General features: G+C 71.5%; 19 protein-coding genes. 10 read left to right on the top strand and 9 right to left on the bottom strand.

What is annotated here, in order from left to right; genetic code table 11:
- Window position 1 precedes the first annotated feature (1 nt).
- Complete coding sequence (locus QRX60_RS46735; RefSeq protein WP_285997895.1) at window positions 2-640, bottom strand: MSMEG_1061 family FMN-dependent PPOX-type flavoprotein; 639 nt, start codon at window positions 638-640, stop codon at window positions 2-4.
- 67 nt (window positions 641-707) lie between these two features.
- Here QRX60_RS46735 and QRX60_RS46730 point away from each other — a divergent pair, with 67 nt between their 5' ends.
- On the top strand, window positions 708-1,325 hold the full coding sequence (locus tag QRX60_RS46730; protein ID WP_285997894.1) for a TetR/AcrR family transcriptional regulator: 618 nt from the start codon (window positions 708-710) through the stop codon (window positions 1,323-1,325).
- On the opposite strand, the gene QRX60_RS46725 is transcribed toward QRX60_RS46730, so the two are convergent.
- A complete protein-coding gene (locus tag QRX60_RS46725; RefSeq protein ID WP_285997893.1) occupies window positions 1,315-2,583 on the bottom strand; it encodes a right-handed parallel beta-helix repeat-containing protein in 1,269 nt (422 codons plus the stop codon). The two genes, QRX60_RS46730 and QRX60_RS46725, sit on opposite strands and share 11 nt — an antisense overlap.
- A 54-nt stretch (window positions 2,584-2,637) precedes the next feature.
- Window positions 2,638-3,066, bottom strand: coding sequence for an iron chaperone (locus QRX60_RS46720; RefSeq protein WP_285997892.1), 429 nt, complete (start codon window positions 3,064-3,066; stop codon window positions 2,638-2,640).
- Window positions 3,067-3,173: 107 nt separating this feature from the next.
- On the opposite strand from QRX60_RS46720, the gene QRX60_RS46715 reads away from it, so the two are divergent.
- The gene (locus QRX60_RS46715; RefSeq protein ID WP_285997891.1) at window positions 3,174-3,752 is read left to right on the top strand and encodes a TetR/AcrR family transcriptional regulator; all 579 of its coding nucleotides are present in this window, start codon (window positions 3,174-3,176) and stop codon (window positions 3,750-3,752) included.
- Here the strand turns inward: QRX60_RS46715 and QRX60_RS46710 are convergent.
- Window positions 3,727-4,635 (bottom strand): aminoglycoside phosphotransferase/kinase family protein, encoded by a 909-nt coding sequence (locus QRX60_RS46710; protein ID WP_285997890.1) that lies wholly within the window; start codon window positions 4,633-4,635, stop codon window positions 3,727-3,729. The two genes, QRX60_RS46715 and QRX60_RS46710, sit on opposite strands and share 26 nt — an antisense overlap.
- A complete protein-coding gene (locus QRX60_RS46705) occupies window positions 4,632-5,210 on the bottom strand; it encodes a LuxR C-terminal-related transcriptional regulator (protein ID WP_285997889.1) in 579 nt (192 codons plus the stop codon). The genes QRX60_RS46710 and QRX60_RS46705 overlap by 4 nt, the downstream gene beginning before the upstream one ends.
- 23 nt (window positions 5,211-5,233) lie before the next feature.
- Here QRX60_RS46705 and QRX60_RS46700 point away from each other — a divergent pair, with 23 nt between their 5' ends.
- On the top strand, window positions 5,234-6,223 hold the full coding sequence (locus tag QRX60_RS46700) for a histidine kinase (protein WP_285997888.1): 990 nt from the start codon (window positions 5,234-5,236) through the stop codon (window positions 6,221-6,223).
- Here the strand turns inward: QRX60_RS46700 and QRX60_RS46695 are convergent.
- The 3 genes from QRX60_RS46695 to QRX60_RS46685 form a co-directional block, all read right to left on the bottom strand.
- Window positions 6,165-6,896 carry a polysaccharide deacetylase family protein gene (locus QRX60_RS46695; RefSeq protein WP_285997887.1) on the bottom strand — a complete coding sequence of 244 codons (732 nt, stop codon included), beginning with the start codon at window positions 6,894-6,896 and terminating at the stop codon, window positions 6,165-6,167. The genes QRX60_RS46700 and QRX60_RS46695 overlap by 59 nt on opposite strands.
- Window positions 6,897-7,011: 115 nt before the next feature.
- Window positions 7,012-7,818, bottom strand: a complete 807-nt coding sequence (locus tag QRX60_RS46690) for an NAD-dependent epimerase/dehydratase family protein (RefSeq protein WP_285997886.1) — start codon at window positions 7,816-7,818, stop codon at window positions 7,012-7,014.
- 26 nt (window positions 7,819-7,844) lie between these two features.
- Window positions 7,845-8,654, bottom strand: coding sequence for an IclR family transcriptional regulator (locus QRX60_RS46685; RefSeq protein WP_285997885.1), 810 nt, complete (start codon window positions 8,652-8,654; stop codon window positions 7,845-7,847).
- 159 nt (window positions 8,655-8,813) lie between these two features.
- Here QRX60_RS46685 and QRX60_RS46680 point away from each other — a divergent pair, with 159 nt between their 5' ends.
- The 7 genes from QRX60_RS46680 to QRX60_RS46650 all read left to right on the top strand — a co-directional run bounded on the left by QRX60_RS46680 (window position 8,814) and on the right by QRX60_RS46650 (window position 19,261).
- Window positions 8,814-10,319: a sodium:solute symporter family protein gene (locus QRX60_RS46680; protein ID WP_285997884.1), complete on the top strand. Its 1,506-nt coding sequence runs from the start codon at window positions 8,814-8,816 to the stop codon at window positions 10,317-10,319.
- Window positions 10,320-10,370: 51 nt separating this feature from the next.
- Window positions 10,371-11,306 (top strand): 5-dehydro-4-deoxyglucarate dehydratase, encoded by a 936-nt coding sequence (locus QRX60_RS46675; protein ID WP_285997883.1) that lies wholly within the window; start codon window positions 10,371-10,373, stop codon window positions 11,304-11,306.
- Window positions 11,306-12,562, top strand: coding sequence for a glucarate dehydratase family protein (locus QRX60_RS46670; protein WP_285997882.1), 1,257 nt, complete (start codon window positions 11,306-11,308; stop codon window positions 12,560-12,562). The genes QRX60_RS46675 and QRX60_RS46670 overlap by 1 nt, the downstream gene beginning before the upstream one ends.
- A gap of 4 nt (window positions 12,563-12,566) precedes the next feature.
- On the top strand, window positions 12,567-13,706 hold the full coding sequence (locus tag QRX60_RS46665) for a hypothetical protein (RefSeq protein ID WP_285997881.1): 1,140 nt from the start codon (window positions 12,567-12,569) through the stop codon (window positions 13,704-13,706).
- Window positions 13,707-13,721: 15 nt separating this feature from the next.
- The gene (locus tag QRX60_RS46660; protein ID WP_285997880.1) at window positions 13,722-15,176 is read left to right on the top strand and encodes an aldehyde dehydrogenase (NADP(+)); all 1,455 of its coding nucleotides are present in this window, start codon (window positions 13,722-13,724) and stop codon (window positions 15,174-15,176) included.
- Between the two features lie 126 nt (window positions 15,177-15,302).
- Window positions 15,303-17,669, top strand: a complete 2,367-nt coding sequence (locus tag QRX60_RS46655; protein WP_285997879.1) for a polysaccharide lyase 8 family protein — start codon at window positions 15,303-15,305, stop codon at window positions 17,667-17,669.
- Between the two features lie 110 nt (window positions 17,670-17,779).
- On the top strand, window positions 17,780-19,261 hold the full coding sequence (locus tag QRX60_RS46650) for a flavin-containing monooxygenase (RefSeq protein ID WP_285997878.1): 1,482 nt from the start codon (window positions 17,780-17,782) through the stop codon (window positions 19,259-19,261).
- Here the strand turns inward: QRX60_RS46650 and rpmJ are convergent.
- A complete protein-coding gene (gene rpmJ / locus QRX60_RS46645) occupies window positions 19,252-19,374 on the bottom strand; it encodes a 50S ribosomal protein L36 (protein ID WP_285997877.1) in 123 nt (40 codons plus the stop codon). The genes QRX60_RS46650 and rpmJ overlap by 10 nt on opposite strands.
- Window positions 19,375-19,445 lie beyond the last annotated feature (71 nt).

Raw genomic sequence — 19,445 nt, 5'->3', positions numbered from 1 at the left:
GTCAGTACAACTTCCGGTAGCTGTCTTCGAGGACCTGCTCGAACACCGCCGGGTCGACGGCCAGGCCCAGCTGGTCGGTGACGATCTCGCCGGCCGACGGCAGTTCCGCGGCCAGCGCCTGACTGGCCGGGTCCCACAGCCGCGACCGCAGCAGCGCCCGGCCGCAGTGGAAGTACGCCTCGGCGACCTCGACGATGACGGCCAGCACCGGTGCCTTGGCCTCGGTGCGCATCCGGGCGAGCACGTCCGGGTCGTCGGTGACGTACGCGCTTCCGTTGACGCGCAGCGTTTCCCGCATGCCGGGGACGAGGAACAGCAGGCCGACGCCGTCGTTCTCGGCGATGTTGCGGAACGAGTCGGCGATCTTGTTGCCGGGCCGGTCGGGCAGCGCGAGCGTGTGCTCGTCGAGGACCTTCACGAAGCCGGGGTAGTCGCCGCGGGGCGAGCAGTCCGCACGGCCCGCGGTGTCGGAGGTGGCCAGCGCGAGGAACGGCGCGTGCGCGATGAACCGGCGGGCGTGCTTGTCGACGTGGTCGAGCTTCTTGCCCTCGAGCATCTCCTCGGGCGTGCCCAGCCGGCTCCGCACTTCGGCCATGGACACCCGCCGGTACCGGGTGCTCAGCGTGTTTGTGCTGGTCATGGCACAATTATGAGCAAATACTCAGGTCTTGCGCTACTCGCTTTCGAGCCGCGCGGAAGGGAGTGCCGTGACGCCGGACCAGCGCCGCATCCAGCCACGTAAACAGCCCCGGCAGGTCCGCGCCGAGCTGACCCGGCAGCGGATCCTGACGGCGGCTGCTCACGTTTTCGGCGAGCACGGCTACGCCGCGGGCACCACGAACCGCATCGCCGAGCGGGCCGGGATCTCCATCGGCTCGCTCTACCAGTACTTCCCGAACAAGGACGCGATCCTCGCCGAGCTGCTCGTCCGCCACCTCGACGACGGCGCGGCGATCGCCGAACGGGTCCAGCGCGAAGAGCTGCCCGGCCCGATCGAGGAGATCTTCCGCCTCTTCGTCCGCGGCGCGATCGAAAGCCACCTCGACGAGCCCCGGCTGTTGCGGGTGCTGCTGGAGCAGGCCCCGAAGTCGACCGACGTCCTCGAGAAGGTCGAGGTGCTCAAGAAGAACCTGGTCGCCTACATGCGGGAGCTCCTGGACGGCCACCCCGCGGTCCGGGTCGCCGACACGGAGACGGCGGCCCGGCTGATCGTCACGACGGTCGAGCTGGTGATCCACCAGCTCGTCGCCGACCACGAGCCGGTGGACACCGGGAAGCTGGAGACCGAGCTGGTGGCGATGCTGACCCGGTACGTCAGGGGGTGAACTGGTAGGCGCCGGCGTCGACCCGCGTGCCGACGGCGTTCCCGTCGACGTCGATGTCGGCGTACTTCGTCGTGCCCAGGCCGATGGCCGGGCTGCCCGCGGTGAGGACCAGGTTCGCGGCGGAGGTGAACTTCGGGTCGGCGACCTTGTCCGTGGCGCCCGGCGTGAACTGCCGTTGCCCGCCGAAGAAGACGTTGTGATCGGTCGCGGTCCAGCCGTCGTCGGCGTACCCGACCTTCATGGCGGACTGGATGACGTTCTGCGTGAGCTTCAGCGTCTGGTTCGTGCAGCCGCCGTAGCAGACGAAGCCCTCGGACTCGGCGTTGCTCAGCCGCACGGAGTTGTTGCGGAAGACCGTGCCGGTCACCGGGCCGTTGCCGTCCTCGGCGCTGCGCGTCACGATGCCGCCGCGCGTCTTGGCGCCGAAGACCGCGTTGTACTCGTAGACGTTGTTGCGGGACACCCCGTCCGGGTCGTCGGCGTCGGTGCCGAGCTCGGTGAAGGACTCGTTGTCCTCGGCGATGTTGTGGTGGATGACGTTGTCCGAGCCGTAGAAGATCTCCACGGCGGCGCCGTCGAGGCCGCCGAAGTCTTCGCTCACCGCGATCGACCCGCTGATCCGGTTCCAGCCGATGTCGGACCCGTTGCCCTGCACCAGGATCGCGAACGCGCCGGAGTCGTCGTTGCCGCCCGGCGTCACGACGGTCATGTGGTTGTTGTCGACGAGGTCGTTCTGCGTGACCTCGGTGCCGTCGGCGGATGGCGCGATGTAGACGCCGGCGCCGGCGCCGGTGACGTAGTTCGACAGCACCTTGTCGTGGTCACCGCCGACCTCGACGCCGGCCCAGGAGCAGCGCCCGGCGTCGGCCGCGACGCCGACCTGCAGGTCCTGCACCGTCACGTAGTCGCCGGGCAGGGTGACGCACGCTTCCTCGTTGCCCTGGACGATCGGGCGTGCGCCGTCGCCGTACGCGCCGATCGTGACGGGGGCCGACGCGCTGCCGGAGCCGCGCACCGCGAGCCCGCCGCTCCAGGTCCGGCCGCGGCGCAGCAGCACGGTGTCGCCGGGGGCGAGGGTGGTCGCGGCGACCTTGGCGAGCGACTTCCACGGCGCGGACTGGGAGGTGCCGGCCGCGCTGTCGCTGCCGAGGGTCTGGTCGACGTAGTAGGTCTTCACGGCGGCGGAGGCGTCGGGCGCGGCGACGACCGTGGCCGCGAGTGCAGCGAACAAACCCAGCGAGAGCAGTTTCTTCGACATGCCGCGCGACGGTAAGCCGGGCCCGTACACGGGTTGTACAAGCCCGGCACCGGCTCACTTCACCGCTTGCGCGACCAGCGCGGCGATTCTCTTCTCCACCGCCGGGGTGACGTCCGTCAGCGCGAAGCCCGCCGGCCACATCGGGCCGTCGTCCAGGTTTGCCTGGTCGCTGAAGCCCAGGGTCGCGTAGCGCGCCTTGAACTTCTCCGCGCTCTGGAAGAAGCAGACGATCTTGCCGTCGAGCGCGTAGGACGGCATGCCGTACCACAGCTTCGGCTCCAGGACCGGCGCGGTCGCGGTGACGACGGCGTGGACGCGCTCGGCCAGGACCCGGTCCGCCGGCTGCATCTCGGCGATCTTCGCGAGCACGTCCCGCTCCGCCTGCGCCGCCTTGTCCGCCTGGGACGCGCGGCGCGCCGCGGTCTTCAGCTCCTTGGCGTGCTCCTTCATCGCGGCCCGCTCTTCGGCGGTGAATGTCCCCATGGCAGTTCTCCTTCGGTCTATCGGCACGACGCGTGCCGATAGGCGCCAGCTTGCCCGGCGAACGGTGGGGATGTCAATGGCACGGTGCGTGCCGTTATGATCGCGGCATGGCCGAGGAACCGCGCCGCCGGGGCGCCGCCCGGACCGACGAACTGCTCCAGGTGACGCTCGACCTGGCGGCCGAGGTCGGGTACGCGGGCCTCAGCATCGAGGCCGTCGCGCGCCGGGCCGGCGTCGGGAAGCACACGATCTACCGGCGCTGGCCGACCATGGCGGCGCTCCTGCTGGACGCGCTCAGCCGCGCGTGGACCACCGACCTCGGCTACCACGACACCGGGGACGTCCGCGCCGACCTGCGTGAGCAGTTCCTGCGGTCGGCCCCCGCGCTCGCCGCTCCGCCGATCGGGCCCGTCTACCGGGCGGTGATCGCCGAGGCGCAGGCCGACGAGGGGCTGCGGGCCACGCTGCACGACCGGTTCCTGCGCACCGTCGAGGAAAGCACCCTCGCCCGGATCACCCGGGCCCAGGAGGCCGGGGAGCTCGTCGGCGGGGTCGACCTGACGTTCCCGGCCGAGGTCCTGTGCGGCACGCTCTACTACCGCTACCTGCTGTCGAACCGCGTCGCCGACGAGACGACCGTCGACGCGCTGCTGAACATGTTCATGGCCGCCTACGGCCGCCGTTAGCCAGCCGCTCGGCCGCCTGCGCGCGGACGGCCTCGCCGCACACCGGGGGATCGCCGTGCAGCGCTTCCCAGCGGGCGTTGTGCAGCGCGGGCCAGAGGCCGGCCGCCCAGGCGACTTCGTGCTCCTCCGCCGTGAACCGCCGTCCGCGGAACTCCTGGTACGCCGCCAGGAAAGCCGCGGAACTTCCGATCGGGGCCAGCGTCGGGGGCGAGTCACTGGCGAACGCCCCGGAGGCCGCGCCTGCGAGCGCCGCTTCCGGCTGCCACGCCAGGCTGTCCCAGTCGTGCACCGCCCGGACCTCGTCGTGCCAGCGGAGGTTCTGCGCTTCGAAGTCGGCGTGGCCCAGCACGCACGGCAGCTCGGCGGCGAGCAGCCGGTCACGGGCCTGGACGGCCGTGTCGACGACGTGGCGGGGAACGGCGCTCTGGTCCCGTTCGTCGAGGAACCCGATCGCGGGCCACAGCCCGGGATCGGCGTGGTCCCACCGTGCCCAGCGCGGGTTCGGCAGCGGCGGTGCGACGACCACGTCGGCCAGCTCGGTCATCAGCCGCGCGAACACCGCCGCGTAGCGCACGGCGACGTCCGGGGTGTCGCCGCGCAGCACTTCACCACCGGGCCGGTACTCCTCGGCGTGCACGGCCAGGCCGCCGGTGACGGACACCGCGGTGAGCGGCCGGGGACACGGGAACCCGCGCTCCGCCAGCCGGGCCTGCGCGGTGACGCACGACGTGGCCCGGCCGTCGTCCTCACGGGCCTTCACCACGACCTCTCGGCCGTCGGCCGGCCGCACGCCGCAGACCGAGGAAAGGGATTGCCGTGCGAAGAGCACTTCGGCCGGCGTGCTCCCCAGGTGCTCCGCGCACCAGGGCGAAAGCCAGGTCACCGGTCCCGCGCCACGAGCGCGGCCTGCGTGCGGCTGGTGACGCCCAGCTTGGCGAGGACGTTCCCGACGTGCACCTTGACCGTCCGCTCGGCCAGCCGCAGCCGCGCCGCGATGTCCCGATTGGACAGTCCCTCGCCGAGCAGCTCCAGCACGTCCCGTTCGCGCGGGGTCAGCGCACCACCGCCGCTCAGCGCCGAGGCCACCGCCGGGCTCAGCGCGGTCACGCCCTGGTGGGCGGCCCGGACGGCGGCCGCGAGCTCGTCGCCGGAGGAGTCCTTCAGCACGAACCCGGCCGCGCCCGCGGCGAGCGCTTCGCGGATTTCGCGGGGCCGGCCGACCGTGGTCAGCATGAGGACGCGCGGCGCGGGGGCGGCCAGGCGGCGCAGGACTTCGAGGCCGTCCATGCCGGGCAGGTAGAGGTCGAGCAGGACGACGTCGGCGTCGACAGCGGAGGCGAGCAGCTCCGGGCCGCTCGCGTACTGCGCGACGACGTCGAGGTCCGGCTGCGCACCCAGGATCAGCGCGATGCCCTCGCGCACGAGCGCGTGGTCGTCGACGACCTGAACCCGGATCATGCCCGCACTCTAGTGTCGGGCGCATGCGCCAGTCTCTCGTCACGACGGTCGCGGCCGCGGCGGTGTTCTTCGCCAGCGGCGCCTGGACCCCGCACCAGGGCTGGGTCGCCGCGCTGCTCAGCGCGGTCCAGCTGGTCCCGCTGCTGTGGTCGCGCCGCGCGCCCGCCGTCGTGCTGGTGGCCGTCACCCTCGCGACGGCCGGGCACCTGCTGCACGACCAGCCGCGCAACACGATGTACGTGCCGGTGCTCCTCGCGCTCTACAGCACGCCGCAGCGGTGGCTCGCGGCCGCGGCGGCGCTCGTGGTCGGCGGCGCCGTGTTCCCGGCGAAGGGCCCGTTCGACGGCACCCTCGTGGCCATCACGATCTGCGCGGTCGCCTGGCTGCTCGGCGCCGAACGCCGGCGTGCGCTCGCCGACCGGGCCGAGCGCGCGGCCCGGCGGCTGCACGACACGCTCGCCCAGACGACGGCCGTGATGCTGGTGCAGGCGGAGACGTTGCGCGCGGTCGGCGACCTGACCGACGCGGACCGGGAACGTCTCGACACCCTCCTGGCCGCCGGGCGTGGCGCGCTCACGCTGGTCCGGCGCACGCTCGACGACCTCAGGGAGGACGAAGACCGCGCCCCCGACCTCGCCGAGGTGCTGGCCCGGCTCCGCACCGCGGGTCTCGTCCTCGACCGCGACCCGGTGCTGCCCGCCCTGCCCCGGCCGCTGCGGGAGCTGGCGGACCGGTTCGTCGCGGAGACGGCCGTGAACGCGTTGCGGCACAACGGTCCCGGCGTCCGGCTGCGGTTCGACGTCGAAGCCGGCGACCAGGTGACGATCACCGCGCGCAACACGGTCAAAGGGACTCCGCGGTCCGGCGAGGGCTACGGTCTCGCCGGGCTCGCGGAGCAGGCAGCGGCGGCCGGGGGAGTGCTGACGCACGGGCCGCGGGACGGCGAGTGGGTCGTCAGTGTCGAGCTGCCAGCAGCTGTGACACGGTCACGAACCGGTAGCCGCGCTGCTTGAGCCCGTCGACGACCGGCCCGATCGCCTGCCGGGTCTGCTCCCGGGAGGCGTACATGGCGTGCAGCAGCACGATCGAGCCGGGCCGGACCTGGCCGAGCGTGGTGCGTGCGACGGTGGCGGCGTCGGGCGTGCCCTCGGAGTCCGGCTCGACGTCCCAGGTGATCGTGGTGCGGTCGTGCTCGGCGAGGTAGTGCGGGAGCGCGAAGAGCTTCTTGCCGTTCGGGGGCCGGAAGAGGATCTCGCCGGTGTAGCCGGTGCCGCGGATGAGCGCGTCGGTGGCCTCGACCTCGTCGGCGACCCAGGCCGGCGTCACGCCGATCATCCGCTCGTGGCTGAAGCTGTGGTTGCCGAGTTCGTGGCCGGCCGCGGCGATGTCGCGCGCGAGGTCGGGGTGCGCGGCGATGTCCCGGCCGATGAGGAAGAAGGTCGCGGGCACCTGGCGGCTCTTCAGGGTGTCGAGGATCGCGTGGGTGCCGGCCGGGTCGGGACCGTCGTCGAAGGTGAGCGCGACGATCTTTTCGGTGGTGTCGACGCGGTTCACGAGGGTGCCGAAGAACTGGAAGGTCCGCGACTTCGACACCTCGAACAGGGTGAACGCGCCGGCGAGCACGACGACCAGCACGCACGCCACGACGATGGTCCACTTCCGCGCGCGGCGGGATTTCAAGATCATGGCGCCACCCTGGCGACGGTCCGGTCACACGGAAAGCCGCCAAGGTACTAGTACCAAAAGCCGTGAATGGCACATTGAGGGACTTGAAGTCCCTCAATGTGCCATTCACGGAACGTCAGAGGGGGTTGAAGACGCCCAGGGGAGCGGTGCAGAACGGGCCGCCGACGTACTCGGCCGCCGCGCCCGTCGGGGCCGGCTTCGAAGCCAGCTGCTCCGCGTACACCTCGGCGTCGTCCAGGGACTTGTAGCCCAGCGCCTCCGCTTCGGACAGGGAGTAGATCCGGCGCGTGTTGTCCGAGACGCCCCAGATCAGCCGGTACCCCGGCGACGGCGCGGAGAGACACGCCTCGAACAGCCGGGCGCCGTCGTCCGGCGACAGCCACGTCGTCAGGCCGCGCGGGCCCAGCGGCAACGGCGTCTCGAAGCACGAGCCGATCCGGATCACGATCACGTCCATGCCGAACCGCGAGTGGTACAGGCTGCCGAGCGCCTCGATCGCCGCCTTGCTGACGCCGTAGTACGTGTCCGGGCGCGGGGAAGAATCCGCGGGGAGGTCGGAGTCGTTCCGGCGGAAACCGACCGCGTGGTTGCTCGACGCCAGGATCACGCGGCTGATCCCGGCGGAACGCGCCGCCTCCAGCACCGTGTGCGTGCCGTTGATGTTGACGTCGAGGGTCGCTTCCCAGGAGTTCTCGCGGCTGTGCCCGCCGAGGTGGATCAGCGCGTCGACCCCTTCGCACGCCGCGGCCATCGCCTCCGGGTCGGTGACCGACGCCGTCACGATCTCTTCGGAGGCGTCGGACGCCGTCTGCGGAGCCAGGTCGAGCAGGCGCAGCACCCGGCCGTCGCGCTTCAAGCGGGGCCGCATCAGGGTGCCGACGACGCCCGCCGACCCGGTGATGAGCACACGCTGGTCCGTCATGGTGGTCCTCTCGGTAAGGGCGGCGGTCAGCGAATCCCGGCCCGGCGCAGCTGCTGCCCGAGCTCGGCGGTGGTTTCGGCGAGCAGCTCGCCGACGCGCTGGGCGTCGGCGTCGGTCACCTGGGAGATCGGCATCGAGCAGCTGATCGCGTCCGTGCCCGGGATCCGGTAGGGGATCACCGCGGCGACGCACCGGACGCCGAGCGTGCCTTCCTCGACCTCGGCGGCGTACCCGCGCTCGCGGGTGGCGGCGCACTCGGCGTGCAGGCCTTCGAGCGTGGTGATGGTGTTCGGCGTGAGCGCGGTCAGCGTCGCCGGCATCAGCGCCTCGATCTCGTCGTGCGTCAGCTCGGCCAGCAGCGCCTTGCCCAGCGCGGTCGCGTGCGTGGGGAGCGTGCGCCCGACGCGGGAGACGAGGTGCGTGGAACGCTGCGATTCGCGCGTCTCCAGGTAGACGACCTCGGTGCCGTTGCGCCGCGCGAAGTGCGCGGTGAAGCCGGTCTTCTCCCGGATGCGTTCCAGGGCCTCGGTGGCGAACGGGACGACGGCGTCGCGGTCCAGGTACGCCGTGCCGCAGATCAGCGCGCGGACGCCCAGGCGGTAGCGGGCGGTGTTGGCGTCCGCCTCCAGCCAGCCGGCTTCCAGCAGTGTCCGCAGCAGGCCGTGCAGCGACGAGCGGGGGAAGCCCGTGCGCGCGTGCAGGTCGGACAGCGACAGCCAGACGTCGTTCGCCGCGAAGGTCTCGATGAGGTCGACGGCCCGGCGCGCGGACTTCACTCCCGACGACTCGGCGGGGGCACCGTCGGCCGCTACCGGGTTGTCCACCTTCTGCGGCATTTGTGCTCCTCCGTCCGGCCGTTGACTTGTGACTCCGGCCATATTAGCGTCCCGAACAACGTTCTTATGGATGAACATAATCACTATAACAGACTCCGTTCATGGATGTGAACATCTCTTGCGAGACCGCATCACCGTGGACGCGGAAAGGAGCCTGCGGTGCACGCACTCGACTGGACGATGGTCTGCGCGTACTTCGCGCTGATGATCGTGATCGGCTGGTGGTCGCACAAACGGGTCAGCGACGTGAAGGACTTCTTCACGGCCGGCGGCAAGATGCCGTGGTGGCTGGCGGGGATCTCGCACCACATGTCCGGCTACAGCGCCGTGCTCTTCGTCGCGTACGCGGGCGTGGCGTACACCAGCGGCGTCACCGTGTACTTCTGGGGCTTCGCCAGCATCGGTATCGGCGTCGGGATCGGCAGCTGGCTGTTCGCCGCCCGGTGGAACCGGCTGCGCTCGAAGCTCGGCGTCGCCTCTCCGCTGGAATACCTGGCGAAGCGGTACAACGTGCCGACGCAGCAGGCGCTCGCCTGGAGCGGCAGCCTACTGAAGATCTTCGACATCGCGGCCAAGTGGTTCGCCGTCGCGACGCTGCTGCACGTCTTCGCCGGGCTGGACTACAACCTCGGCATCCTGATCACCGGCGCCGTCACCCTCGTCTACTGCACCATCGGCGGTCTGTGGGCCGACGCGCTCACCGACTTCGGCCAGTTCGTCATCCAGGGCATCGCCGCGATCGTGATGATCGTGGTGGTGCTGGGCAAGCTGGGCGGGATCTCCGCGCTCTGGACGATGTGGGACAAGCTGCCCGAGAACCACACCGACCCGGTGACGTCCAAGTACACCACCATCTTCTTGCTCGTTTACGTGCTCGTGAAGACGCTGGAGTACAACGGAGGCATGTGGAACCTGGCGCAGCGCTACATGGCGGCGCCGAACACCCACGAGGCCCGGCGCGGCGCGCGGCTTTCGTCCGCGCTGTACCTCTTGTGGCCGCTGGTGCTGATGTTCCCGATGTTCGCGGCGCCGCTGCTCATCCCCGGTATCAAGGACCCGACGCAGTCCTACGCCATCATGACGACGACGTTCCTGCCGCCGGGCCTGGTCGGCCTGGTGCTGGCCGGGATCTTCTCGCACACCATGGCGATGGTCTCCTCCGACGCCAACGCGATCTCCGCGGTGATCACCCGCGACATGATCCCGGCGATGGTCCGCCGCACCCGGCAGTGGACCGACGTCCAGGGCCTCAAGGCGGCGCGGATCACCACGGTGATCTTCGTCGCGCTGACCATGCTCGTGGCCACGCAGGCGCAGAACCTCGGCGGCGTGCTGCAGATCGTCGTCAACTGGGTCGCCGCGCTGATGGGCCCGATCTCGATCCCGCTGCTGCTGGGCATGCTGCCGTGGTTCCGCAAGTGCGGCCCGCGCGCGGCGCTGGTCTCGTGGGCGGGCGGCCTGATCGCCTACGGGCTCTGCTACTACGTCTTCAGCGCGAACCAGACGGTGCTCATCGCGACGCCGATCCTGGTCTCGCTCGCCCTCTACGTCGGCCTCGGGCTGATCGCGCCCGAGCGCAGCGCGGTCGCCGATGAGATCGTCGACACCGTGAACACCGACGACGACGTCGACCGCACGAAGGAAGGCACGACCGTGCCCGCCTGACGTTGGCCACACCCGGCCGAACCCGATTAAGGACGAGAGAGCAGAGAACTGATGGCACAGACCGAGATCGAGCTGGACGGCCTGCTGGCGTTCCCCCTCACCCCGTTCACCGAGGACCTCGAGGTCAACCTCGATGCGCTCGCGGAGAACGTGGAGAGCCACATCGCGGCGGGCGCGGGCGCGCTGTTCGTCGCGTGCGGCACGGGCGAGTTCAGCTCGCTCTCGCCGGACGAGCACGCGGCGGTGCTCGCGAAGTCCCGCGAGGTGGCCGCCGGCCGGGTGCCGGTCTGGGTGGGTGCCGGCGGCGGGGCCGCGTCGGCCAGGGCGGGCATCGCCCTGGCCGAGGCCGGCGGCGCCGACGGTGTCCTGCTGCTGCCGCCGTACCTCGTCACCGGGCCGTCCTCGGGCCTGGTCGACTTCGTCCGGTACGCCGTCGGCGACTCGTCCGTGCCGGTGATCGTCTACCACCGCGGCACCGGCGTGTACACCGCGCCGACCGCGGCCTCGTTGCTCGAGATCCCCTCGGTCGCAGGCCTCAAGGACGGCTACGGCGACGTCGAGGTGATGACCCGGATCGTCACCACGATCCGGTCGCTGGACACCGAGCGGGCGCGGAACTTCCTGTTCTTCAACGGCTTGCCGACCGCCGAGGTCTCCGCCAAGGCGTACGCCTCGATCGGCGTCGCCCGCTACTCCTCGGCCGTGCACTGCTTCGCGCCCGAGATCGCGCACCGCTTCCACCGCGCGCTCGGCGAGGGCGACACCCGCGTGATGGACGCCCTGCTGACCGGCTTCTACCTGCCGCTGGTGGCGTTGCGGGACGAGACGCCCGGCTTCGCCGTGTCCCTGGTGAAGGCCGCTGCCCGGTTGCGCGGCGACAAGGTCGGCCCGGTCCGGCCGCCGCTGGTCGAGCCGACGCCGGAGCAGATCCACCGGCTGGAGAAGATCGTGGAGGACGGCTTCGTCACGCTGAAGGCGCTGGGCTGATGAAGATCCTCGATGTGGTGCTGACGCCGGTCGCGTTCGCCGACCCGCCGCTGCTCAACGTCATGGGCGTGCACGAGCCGTTCGCGCTGCGCAGCGTCGTGCAGGTCAAGTGCGAGGACGGCGTCGTCGGGCTCGGTGAGTCCTACGGCGACGACGCGTTCCTCGGCGAGGTCCGCAAGGTGCTGCCGCAGCTGCGCGGCCACGACGTGTTCGACCTGCCCGGCCTGCAGCGGCTGGTCGCGCGGGCGCTCTCGGACACCGTGCTGACCGACGCCCACGGGCTGATCGGCGGGTTCTCCATCCGCAAGACCGTCGCGAGCGTCTACTCGCTGTTCGAGGTCGCCTGCCTGGACGCGCAGGGGCAGTACCTCGGCCGCCCGGTCACCGACCTGCTCGGCGGCAAGGCCCGCGACGCCGTCGAGTTCTCCGCCTACCTGTTCTACAAGTACGGCAGGCACGTCGACGGCCGTGCGGACACCTGGGGCGAGATCACCACGCCCGAGACGCTGGTGGGCTCGGCGAAGCGGATGATCGACGAGTACGGCTTCCGCTCGATCAAGCTCAAGGGCGGGGTCTTCGAGCCGGCCCAGGAGGTCGACGGGATCCGCGCGCTGGCCGAGGCGTTCCCCGGCCACCCGCTCCGGATCGACCCGAACGCCGCGTGGACGGTCGAGACCGGCATCCGGGTCGCGGCCGAGCTCGACGGCGTCCTGGAGTACCTCGAAGACCCGACGCCGGGCATCGACGGTATGGCCCAGGTCGCCGAGCGGGCGTCGATGCCCTTGGCCACCAACATGTGCGTCGTGAACTTCGGGGACATCGAGCCGGGCTTCCGGGCGCGGGCGATCGGCGTGCTGCTCTCGGACCACCACTTCTGGGGTGGCCTGCGCGCGACGCAGTCCCTGTCGGTGACGTGCGAGAGCTTCGGCGTCGGCCTGTCGATGCACTCCAACAGCCACCTCGGGATCAGCCTGGCCGCGATGGTCCAGGTTGCCGCGGCGACCCCGCACCTGACCTACGCCTGCGACACGCACTGGCCGTGGAAGGTCGAGGACGTCATCGAGCCGGGCGTGCTGGAGTTCCGCGACGGTGCCGTGGCGGTGCCGTCCACCCCGGGCCTGGGCGTCAAGCTGGACGAGGACGCGCTGGCCAAGCTGCACGAGAACTACGTCCGATGTGGACTGACCAAGCGGGACGACGTGACCTACATGCGCAAGTACGTCGAGGGTTTCGAGCCGAACACGGCGAGGTGGTGACCCGGTGAAGGTGACGGGATACGCCTACCCCTGGGATGTCCTGGAGGCCGGGTTCGCCTCGCGGGCCCGGGACCTGGGCGTCGACGAGGTGGCCGTGGCGCTGTCGTACCACAGCGCCCGCGCGGCGACGCCGTGGTCGGCTTCGCGGACCGCCGTGGTCGCGCGGCACGCGGCGTTCTACCGGCCGGTGCGTGCGGAAGCCTGGGAAGGCAAACGTTTGCGTCCGTCCATTCCGGACTGGGTAGCTGCCCAGGACAGCGGTTCTGACGCCGTCCGGGTGCTGAACGAGGCCGGGATCCCGGCGGCCGCGTGGATCGTGCTGACCCACAACTCGCAGCTCGGGTACGAGCACCCGGACGTCGTGGTGCGCAACTGCTTCGGCGAGGCCTACCCCTGGGCGCTGTGTCCTTCGCAGCCCGCGGTGCGCGAGTACGCGGCGACGCTGACCGCCGAGGCCGTCGCCGGGCTGGAGCTGTCGTCGGTGATCCTCGAGGCCTGCGGCCCGCTCGGCGCGGTCCACCAGCACCAGCACGAGAAGACCGACGGCGTCTGGGCGCCGGCGGTGGCCCGGCTGCTGTCGATCTGCTGCTGCGACGCCTGCGCGGCCGGCTGGGACCTCGACGCGGACACCGTGCGCGCCCAGCTCGTCGAGGAGGTCCGGCGGCTGGTCGCGACCGGCGACCTGGGCGTGACGGCCGACGACCTGCCACCGTCGGTGACGCAGGCGTTGCTGCGGACCCGGCAGCGGGCCACGGACGAGCTGCGGGCCGCGGTGCTGGCGTCGTTGCCCGCGGGCGTGCGGATCGTGCTGCACGGCGCGCTCGACCCGTGGGTCACCGGCGCGCTGCCCGGGCTGACGCCGTCCGCCGCGGACGACGTCGACGCCGTCGTACTGTTCGGCTGGGCGCCCGCGACGGGTGCCGAAGCCGTCGCGGCGGCCCGGGAGGCCCTGCCCGAGCGGGTCGCGATCGGCAGCTACATCACCGCGGTCGCCGCCGCGCCGGTGCCGGACATCGCCGCCTACGCCGGCGAGCTGGCCAAGGCGGGCGCGGCCGAGCTGCACCTGTACCACCTCGGCCTGGCCGGCCCGGGTCGCTGGCGCGACCTGGAGACGGCCACCGCCGCCGCCCACGAGATGCACTGAGGAGCTGTACCCCCCATGAGCCAGGCCACCGACGCCGCCACGCTCGAGAAGATCCTGACGGGAGCCGCCGCGGCCGCCCGTCCCGCCGCCGAGGCCACCCCGGCCGAGCGCGCCCGCTGGCTGGTCGCGGCCGCCGACGCCCTCGACGCCGCCGCGGACGACCTCGTCCCGCTCGCCCACCGCGAGACCCACCTGCCCGCCACCCCTCGGCTGGCCGGAGAGCTGAAGCGCACGACGTTCCAGCTCCGCCTGTTCGGCGAGGTGCTCACCGACGGCGAGTACCTCGGCGCCACCGTCGACCACGCCGACCCCGACTGGCCGATGGGCCCGCGTCCGGACATCCGCCGCGTGAAGACCGCGATCGGGCCGGTGCTGGTGTTCGCGGCCAGCAACTTCCCGTTCGCGTTCAGCGTCGCCGGCGGCGACACGGCGTCCGCGCTCGCCGCGGGCTGCCCGGTGATCCTCAAGGCCCACCCCGGCCACCCCGAGCTGTCCGCCCTGACCGGCCGGATCGTGCGCGAAGCCCTGGTCGGCGCGGGTGCGCCGGAAGGCATCTTCGACGTGATCTTCGGCCAGGAGGAGGGCGTCACCGCGCTGAAGGACCCGCGGATCGCGGCGGCGTCGTTCACCGGCTCGATCCCCGGCGGGCGGGCGCTGTTCGACATCGCGAACGCTCGGCCGCGGCCGATCCCGTTCTACGGCGAGCTCGGCAGCGTCAACCCGGTCGTCGTCACCGAGGCCGCGCTCGCCGCGCGCGGGGAAGCCGTCGCGAAGGGCTACGCCGGGTCGTTCACCCTCGGCGCCGGCCAGTTCTGCACCAAGCCGGGCCTGCTGTTCCTGCCCGAGGACCACGGCCTGACCGAGACGCTGCGCGAGGCGCTGGCGGGCGCCGCGGCCCAGCCGATGCTCAACGACCGCATCGCCGCCGGGTACGCCGACAAGCTGGCGCAGCTGCGCGAGGTGCCCGGTGTCGACGTCGTGTCGGAAGCGGCTTCGGAGTCGCCCGCGTTCACGCCGACGCTGCTGGCCACCACCGGCAAGCAGTTCCTCGAGGGCGGCGACACGGTGCACGAAGAGTGCTTCGGCCCGGCGTCGCTGATCGTCACCTACGCCGACCAGGCCGAGCTGCTGCGCCTGCTCGACGTCATCGAACCGGGGCTCACCGCCACGATCCACGGCGAGGAGTCCGATGTGGACTGGATCCGGCCGGTGCTGCCGGCGCTGGGCCGCATCGCCGGGCGGCTGCTGTGGAACGACTGGCCCACCGGCGTCACGGTGAGCTGGGCCCAGGAGCACGGCGGCCCGTACCCGGCCACGACGGCCCCGACCACGACGTCGGTCGGCACCGCCGCGATCGAGCGGTTCCTGCGTCCGATCGCGTGGCAGGGCTTCCCCGACGCGCTGCTGCCCGAACCCCTCCAGGAGGCCAACCCCTGGCAGCTGCCCCGCCGCACCGACGGCTCCCGCTGACCCCGTCGTGAGTGTTTAGGGCGGTTCTAACCGCCCTAAACACTCACGACGCTTACCGCCGCCGCACCACCGAATCCCGTTCCCCATTCCCCGCAAGCCGAGGATGTCTTCCTGGGAGGCATTGTCATGCCCGTGAACCGGAGAAACGCCCTGCGCGGCGGCGCCCTGGCGGCCGCTTCCACCGTGTTCCTCACCCGTCCCGCGTTCGCTTCGGCGGCCCCTTCCGCGGCCCCCGCCGCGGGTGGGGTGCCGACGGCCACCGCGCCGATCGTCGCCGCGTACCGGCAGCTGCAGACCGGCATCAACCGGCCGTCGCCGGAACGCACCGAGGCACTCGCCAACCTGAGCCGTGTCGCCAAGGCCTACAACGCGAGCATGTCCGTCGCCGGCGGCGGCGCTCCACTGTGGACGGACCTGCCGCTCGGCCCGGGCAGCGACTACACGACGTCGATGTACGCCCGGCTGCGCGCGATCGCCGTCGACTGGGGCACGCCGGGCGGTGCGCTGGCCGGTGACCCGGTGGTGCTCGACCGGATCAAGGCGGCGCTCGAGCTGATCTACGCGAGCCAGTACAACCCGCAGGTCGGCGAGATCGGCAACTGGTACACCTACGAGATCGGCGTCCCGTACTACGTGCTGCACACGCTTTCGGTGGTCGCCGACGAGCTGGCCGCCGACGAGCTGGCCCGGTACGTAAGCCCGATCAAGCGGTTCGTCGGCAACCCGAACGTCCGCGCGAACAACACCGCGCTCGTCGAGACCGGCGCGAACCGCGCGGACAAGGGCCTGATCTCGATCGTCGCGGGCGCGCTGATCGGCGACACCGCGTGGATCAGGACCGGCGTCGACGCGCTCACCGACGTCGCGGGCGGGGGTGCGGCGAGCGTCGTCGCCAAGCTGGACCGCGCGGCGGGCGACGGCTTCCACGTCGACGGCTCGTTCATCCAGCACGACACCATCCCGTACCCCGGCCACTACGGCATCGTCCTGCTCACCGCGTTGGCCAGCGCCATCCACGTGACGGCGGGTACCGAGTTCGCCCTCCCGCAGCCGCTGAAGGACAAGATCTACGCGCTGGTCGCGGACAGCTTCGCGCCGTTCGTCTACGCGGGCGCGCTGATGGAACCGGTTCGCGGCCGGATGCTTTCGCGGCAGGGCGAGACCGGGCACGACATCGGCCACCAGCTGACGGTCGCGACACTCGTCCTGGCCCGCACGGCTTCGGGGAAGACGAAGACCGACCTCAACGCGCTCGCCGCGAAGTGGATCAAGGAAGGCACGTACGCGCCGTTCCTGAAGATCCCCGACCCGGAGCGGTTCGCGCCGGGCCCGGACCTGGTGGCGACGCCGGGCATCGAGTTCGCCCAGGACATGCTGGCCTCGGGCGCGCGCCCGGCGCGGGTCGTCGCCACGCACCGGGACTTCGGCCAGCAGGACCGGATGGTGCACGTCACCGACGGCTGGTCGGCGTCGCTGGGCGTCAGCTCGACGCGGATCTCGCGCTACGAGTCCATCAACGGCCAGAACCTCAAGGGCTACCACGTCGGCGACGGCGTGCTCTACACGTTCCTGCCCAACGCCAAGGGCCACTACACCGACGCCTACTGGCCGACGGTCGACCCGCTGCTGCTGCCGGGCACGACCGAGAACGACGGCCCGGCCGACCCGAAGTTCGGCGGCGTCCCGGTCGGCCCGAACCCGCACACCGGCGGCGTCCGCTGGGACGACAAGCACGGCACCTACGCGTTCGACTTCAAGTCCTGGGACGGGTCGCTGGTCGCGAAGAAGTCGTGGTTCTTCACACCGTCGGGGATCGTCTGCCTGGGCGCCGGGATCACCAGCACGTCGGCGTCGAACGTGCGCACGACGATCGAGAACCGCAACCTCGGCGAAGGCGGTCGCGGTGCCTTGACGGCGGACTTCCGGCGCGTGCCGACCGACCTCGGGAAGGCTTCCGCGCTGCGGCGGCCGAATTGGGTGCACCTGGAGAACGTCGGCGGGTACGTGCTCCTCGACGACGCCTCGGTGACGGCGCTGCGCGAAGACCGGACCGGCGCGTGGCGCGACATCGACACCGGCGCCAACACCAAGGGCACGACGACGCCGAACACACGCCGCTACCAGAAGCTGGTGCTGGAGCACGGCGCGAAGCCGACAGATGCGAAGTACGCGTACGCGGTGCTCCCGGGCGCATCGGTGGTCGGCACGCTGACCGCGTCCTGGGCTTGGCAGGTGCGGACGAACACGCCGATGGTGCAGGCGGTCCGGGTCGGCGACACGCTGCTGGCGAACTTCTTCGCGGCGGGCTCGGTCGACGACGTGCGCGTCTCCGGGCCCGTGTCGGTCGCGGTGGGGCGGTCCGGGTACCGGCGCGTGCTGGTGGTTTCGGACCCGACCCAGACGCAGGACAGCGTGACGGTGACCGTGCACGGCAAGTCCGTGACGGTGCCGCTCAAGGGCAGCTTCGGCGCGACGAAGGTCGTGCCCCTGTGACATGCGGGGCTTCGCCACCCGGACCCCCCGAAAACTGAAGAGGTCCTCCCCGCCGGGCCGGTGCCCCGACCCGGTCCGGCGGGGTCCCCACCTCCGTTACGCTGGAATTCATGACCACCGCCGAGCACGTGGACGTGCTGATCGTGGGCGCCGGCCTGTCGGGCGTCGGCGCGGCCTGCCGGCTGCAGGAGCGGTTGCCGGGCAAGACCTACGCCATCCTCGAGGCGCGGGATACGATCGGCGGCACCTGGGACCTGTTCCGCTATCCGGGCATCCGCTCGGATTCGGACATGTTCACCCTCGGTTACCCGTTCCGGCCGTGGAAGGACCCGAAGGCGATCGCCGACGGCCCGTCGATCCTCGCTTACGTGCGGGAGACCGCGGCCGCGCACGACATCGAGCGGCACATCCGGTTCGGGCACCGGGTCGTCAGCGCGAGCTGGTCGTCCGCGGATGCGGTCTGGACGGTCTCGACCGCCCACGGGGTGACGTTCACCTGCCGGTTCCTGTACCTGTGCAGTGGTTACTACTCGTACGAGAACGGGCACGTCGTCGACTTCCCGGGCGGCGACGAGTTCGCGGGCGACATCGTGCACCCGCAGCACTGGCCGGACGAGCTGGACTACGACGGCAAGCAGGTCGTCGTGATCGGCAGCGGCGCGACGGCGGTGACGCTCGTCCCGGCGATGGCTCCGCGCGCGGCCCGCGTGACGATGCTGCAGCGCTCGCCGTCGTACATCGTGGCGCGGCCGGGGCGGGACGCGCTCGCCGACCGGATCCGCGCGCTGCTGCCCGAGAAGCTCGCGCACCGGGTGGTGCGCGGCAAGAACGTCGTCCTGGGCACGTTCTTCTTCCAGCTGCTGCGGCGGCTGCCGGACCGGGCGTCCCTGGCGCTGCGCAAGCGCGTGGCGGCGCAACTGCCCGCGTCGATCCCGGTCGACCCGCACTTCGTGCCGGACTACCACCCGTGGGACCAGCGGCTGTGCCTCGTGCCGGACGCCGACCTCTTCCAGGCGCTGCGCTCGGGCAAGGCGGACATCGTGACGGACCGGATTTCGCGGTTCACGGTGTCCGGTGTGCTCCTGGAGTCGGGGCGCGAGCTGCCGGCGGACGTCATCGTGACGGCGACGGGCCTGCGGCTGGTGGCCTTCGGCGGGATCGCGCTGACGGTCGACGGACGCACGATCGAGCCGGGTGAGCAGCGGGCCTACAAGGGCATGATGTTCGGCGGCATCCCGAACCTGGCGTGGTGTGTGGGCTACACGAACAACTCGTGGACGCTGCGGGCGGACCTGACGTCCCAGTACGTCTGCCGCCTCCTGCAGTACCTGGACCGGCGCGGCTTCGTGTCGTGCACCCCGGACGTGGCTTCGGCGTCGTCGGCGGGGAGGCCGCGCCCGATCGTGGACCTGGCGTCGGGGTACATCAAGAGGGCCGCCCCCGGCCTGCCGAAGCAGGGCGAGAGGCGGCCCTGGATGATGCGCCAGAACTACCTGCTGGATCTGGCGGACATGCGGCTCAACCGGCTCGACGACGGCGTCATGCGCTTCGGCCGCGCCGAGGAGCGGGTCGCCGCGCCGAGTCAGCCCTGACGAGCCTTCAGGCGCGGGTTGTCCTTGTTGATCACGAACACGCGGTTGCCGCGCCGGATCACCTGGGCGCCCGGCTGACGGGCGAGCGAACGGACCGAGCTGCGAACCTTCATGGCGAGCCGTCCCTTCCTGGGTCGGTGGTGCGGGCCCCGGATGCGTCCCGCTCTCGTGTGAACCGCCGTCG

The organism is Amycolatopsis mongoliensis, from assembly GCF_030285665.1.
GTDB classification, from domain to species: Bacteria; Actinomycetota; Actinomycetes; order Mycobacteriales; family Pseudonocardiaceae; genus Amycolatopsis; species Amycolatopsis mongoliensis.
Note: the sequence above shows the minus strand (reverse complement) of the source record. Positions and strands in the feature narration are given on the sequence as shown.

Excerpts from the sequence above, each read along its gene's own strand:
- QRX60_RS46700 (WP_285997888.1), top strand. The coding sequence starts at position 5,234 with ATGCGCCAGTCTCTCGTCACGACGGTCGCGGCCGCGGCGGTGTTCTTC.
- QRX60_RS46655 (WP_285997879.1), top strand. The coding sequence starts at position 15,303 with ATGCCCGTGAACCGGAGAAACGCCCTGCGCGGCGGCGCCCTGGCGGCC.
- QRX60_RS46690 (WP_285997886.1), bottom strand. The coding sequence starts at position 7,818 with ATGACGGACCAGCGTGTGCTCATCACCGGGTCGGCGGGCGTCGTCGGC.
- QRX60_RS46705 (WP_285997889.1), bottom strand. The coding sequence starts at position 5,210 with ATGATCCGGGTTCAGGTCGTCGACGACCACGCGCTCGTGCGCGAGGGC.
- rpmJ (WP_285997877.1), bottom strand. The coding sequence starts at position 19,374 with ATGAAGGTTCGCAGCTCGGTCCGTTCGCTCGCCCGTCAGCCGGGCGCC.
- QRX60_RS46660 (WP_285997880.1), top strand. The coding sequence starts at position 13,722 with ATGAGCCAGGCCACCGACGCCGCCACGCTCGAGAAGATCCTGACGGGA.
- QRX60_RS46695 (WP_285997887.1), bottom strand. The coding sequence starts at position 6,896 with ATGATCTTGAAATCCCGCCGCGCGCGGAAGTGGACCATCGTCGTGGCG.
- QRX60_RS46675 (WP_285997883.1), top strand. The coding sequence starts at position 10,371 with ATGGCACAGACCGAGATCGAGCTGGACGGCCTGCTGGCGTTCCCCCTC.
- QRX60_RS46735 (WP_285997895.1), bottom strand. The coding sequence starts at position 640 with ATGACCAGCACAAACACGCTGAGCACCCGGTACCGGCGGGTGTCCATG.
- QRX60_RS46670 (WP_285997882.1), top strand. The coding sequence starts at position 11,306 with ATGAAGATCCTCGATGTGGTGCTGACGCCGGTCGCGTTCGCCGACCCG.
- QRX60_RS46720 (WP_285997892.1), bottom strand. The coding sequence starts at position 3,066 with ATGGGGACATTCACCGCCGAAGAGCGGGCCGCGATGAAGGAGCACGCC.
- QRX60_RS46725 (WP_285997893.1), bottom strand. The coding sequence starts at position 2,583 with ATGTCGAAGAAACTGCTCTCGCTGGGTTTGTTCGCTGCACTCGCGGCC.
- QRX60_RS46685 (WP_285997885.1), bottom strand. The coding sequence starts at position 8,654 with ATGCCGCAGAAGGTGGACAACCCGGTAGCGGCCGACGGTGCCCCCGCC.
- QRX60_RS46715 (WP_285997891.1), top strand. The coding sequence starts at position 3,174 with ATGGCCGAGGAACCGCGCCGCCGGGGCGCCGCCCGGACCGACGAACTG.
- QRX60_RS46650 (WP_285997878.1), top strand. The coding sequence starts at position 17,780 with ATGACCACCGCCGAGCACGTGGACGTGCTGATCGTGGGCGCCGGCCTG.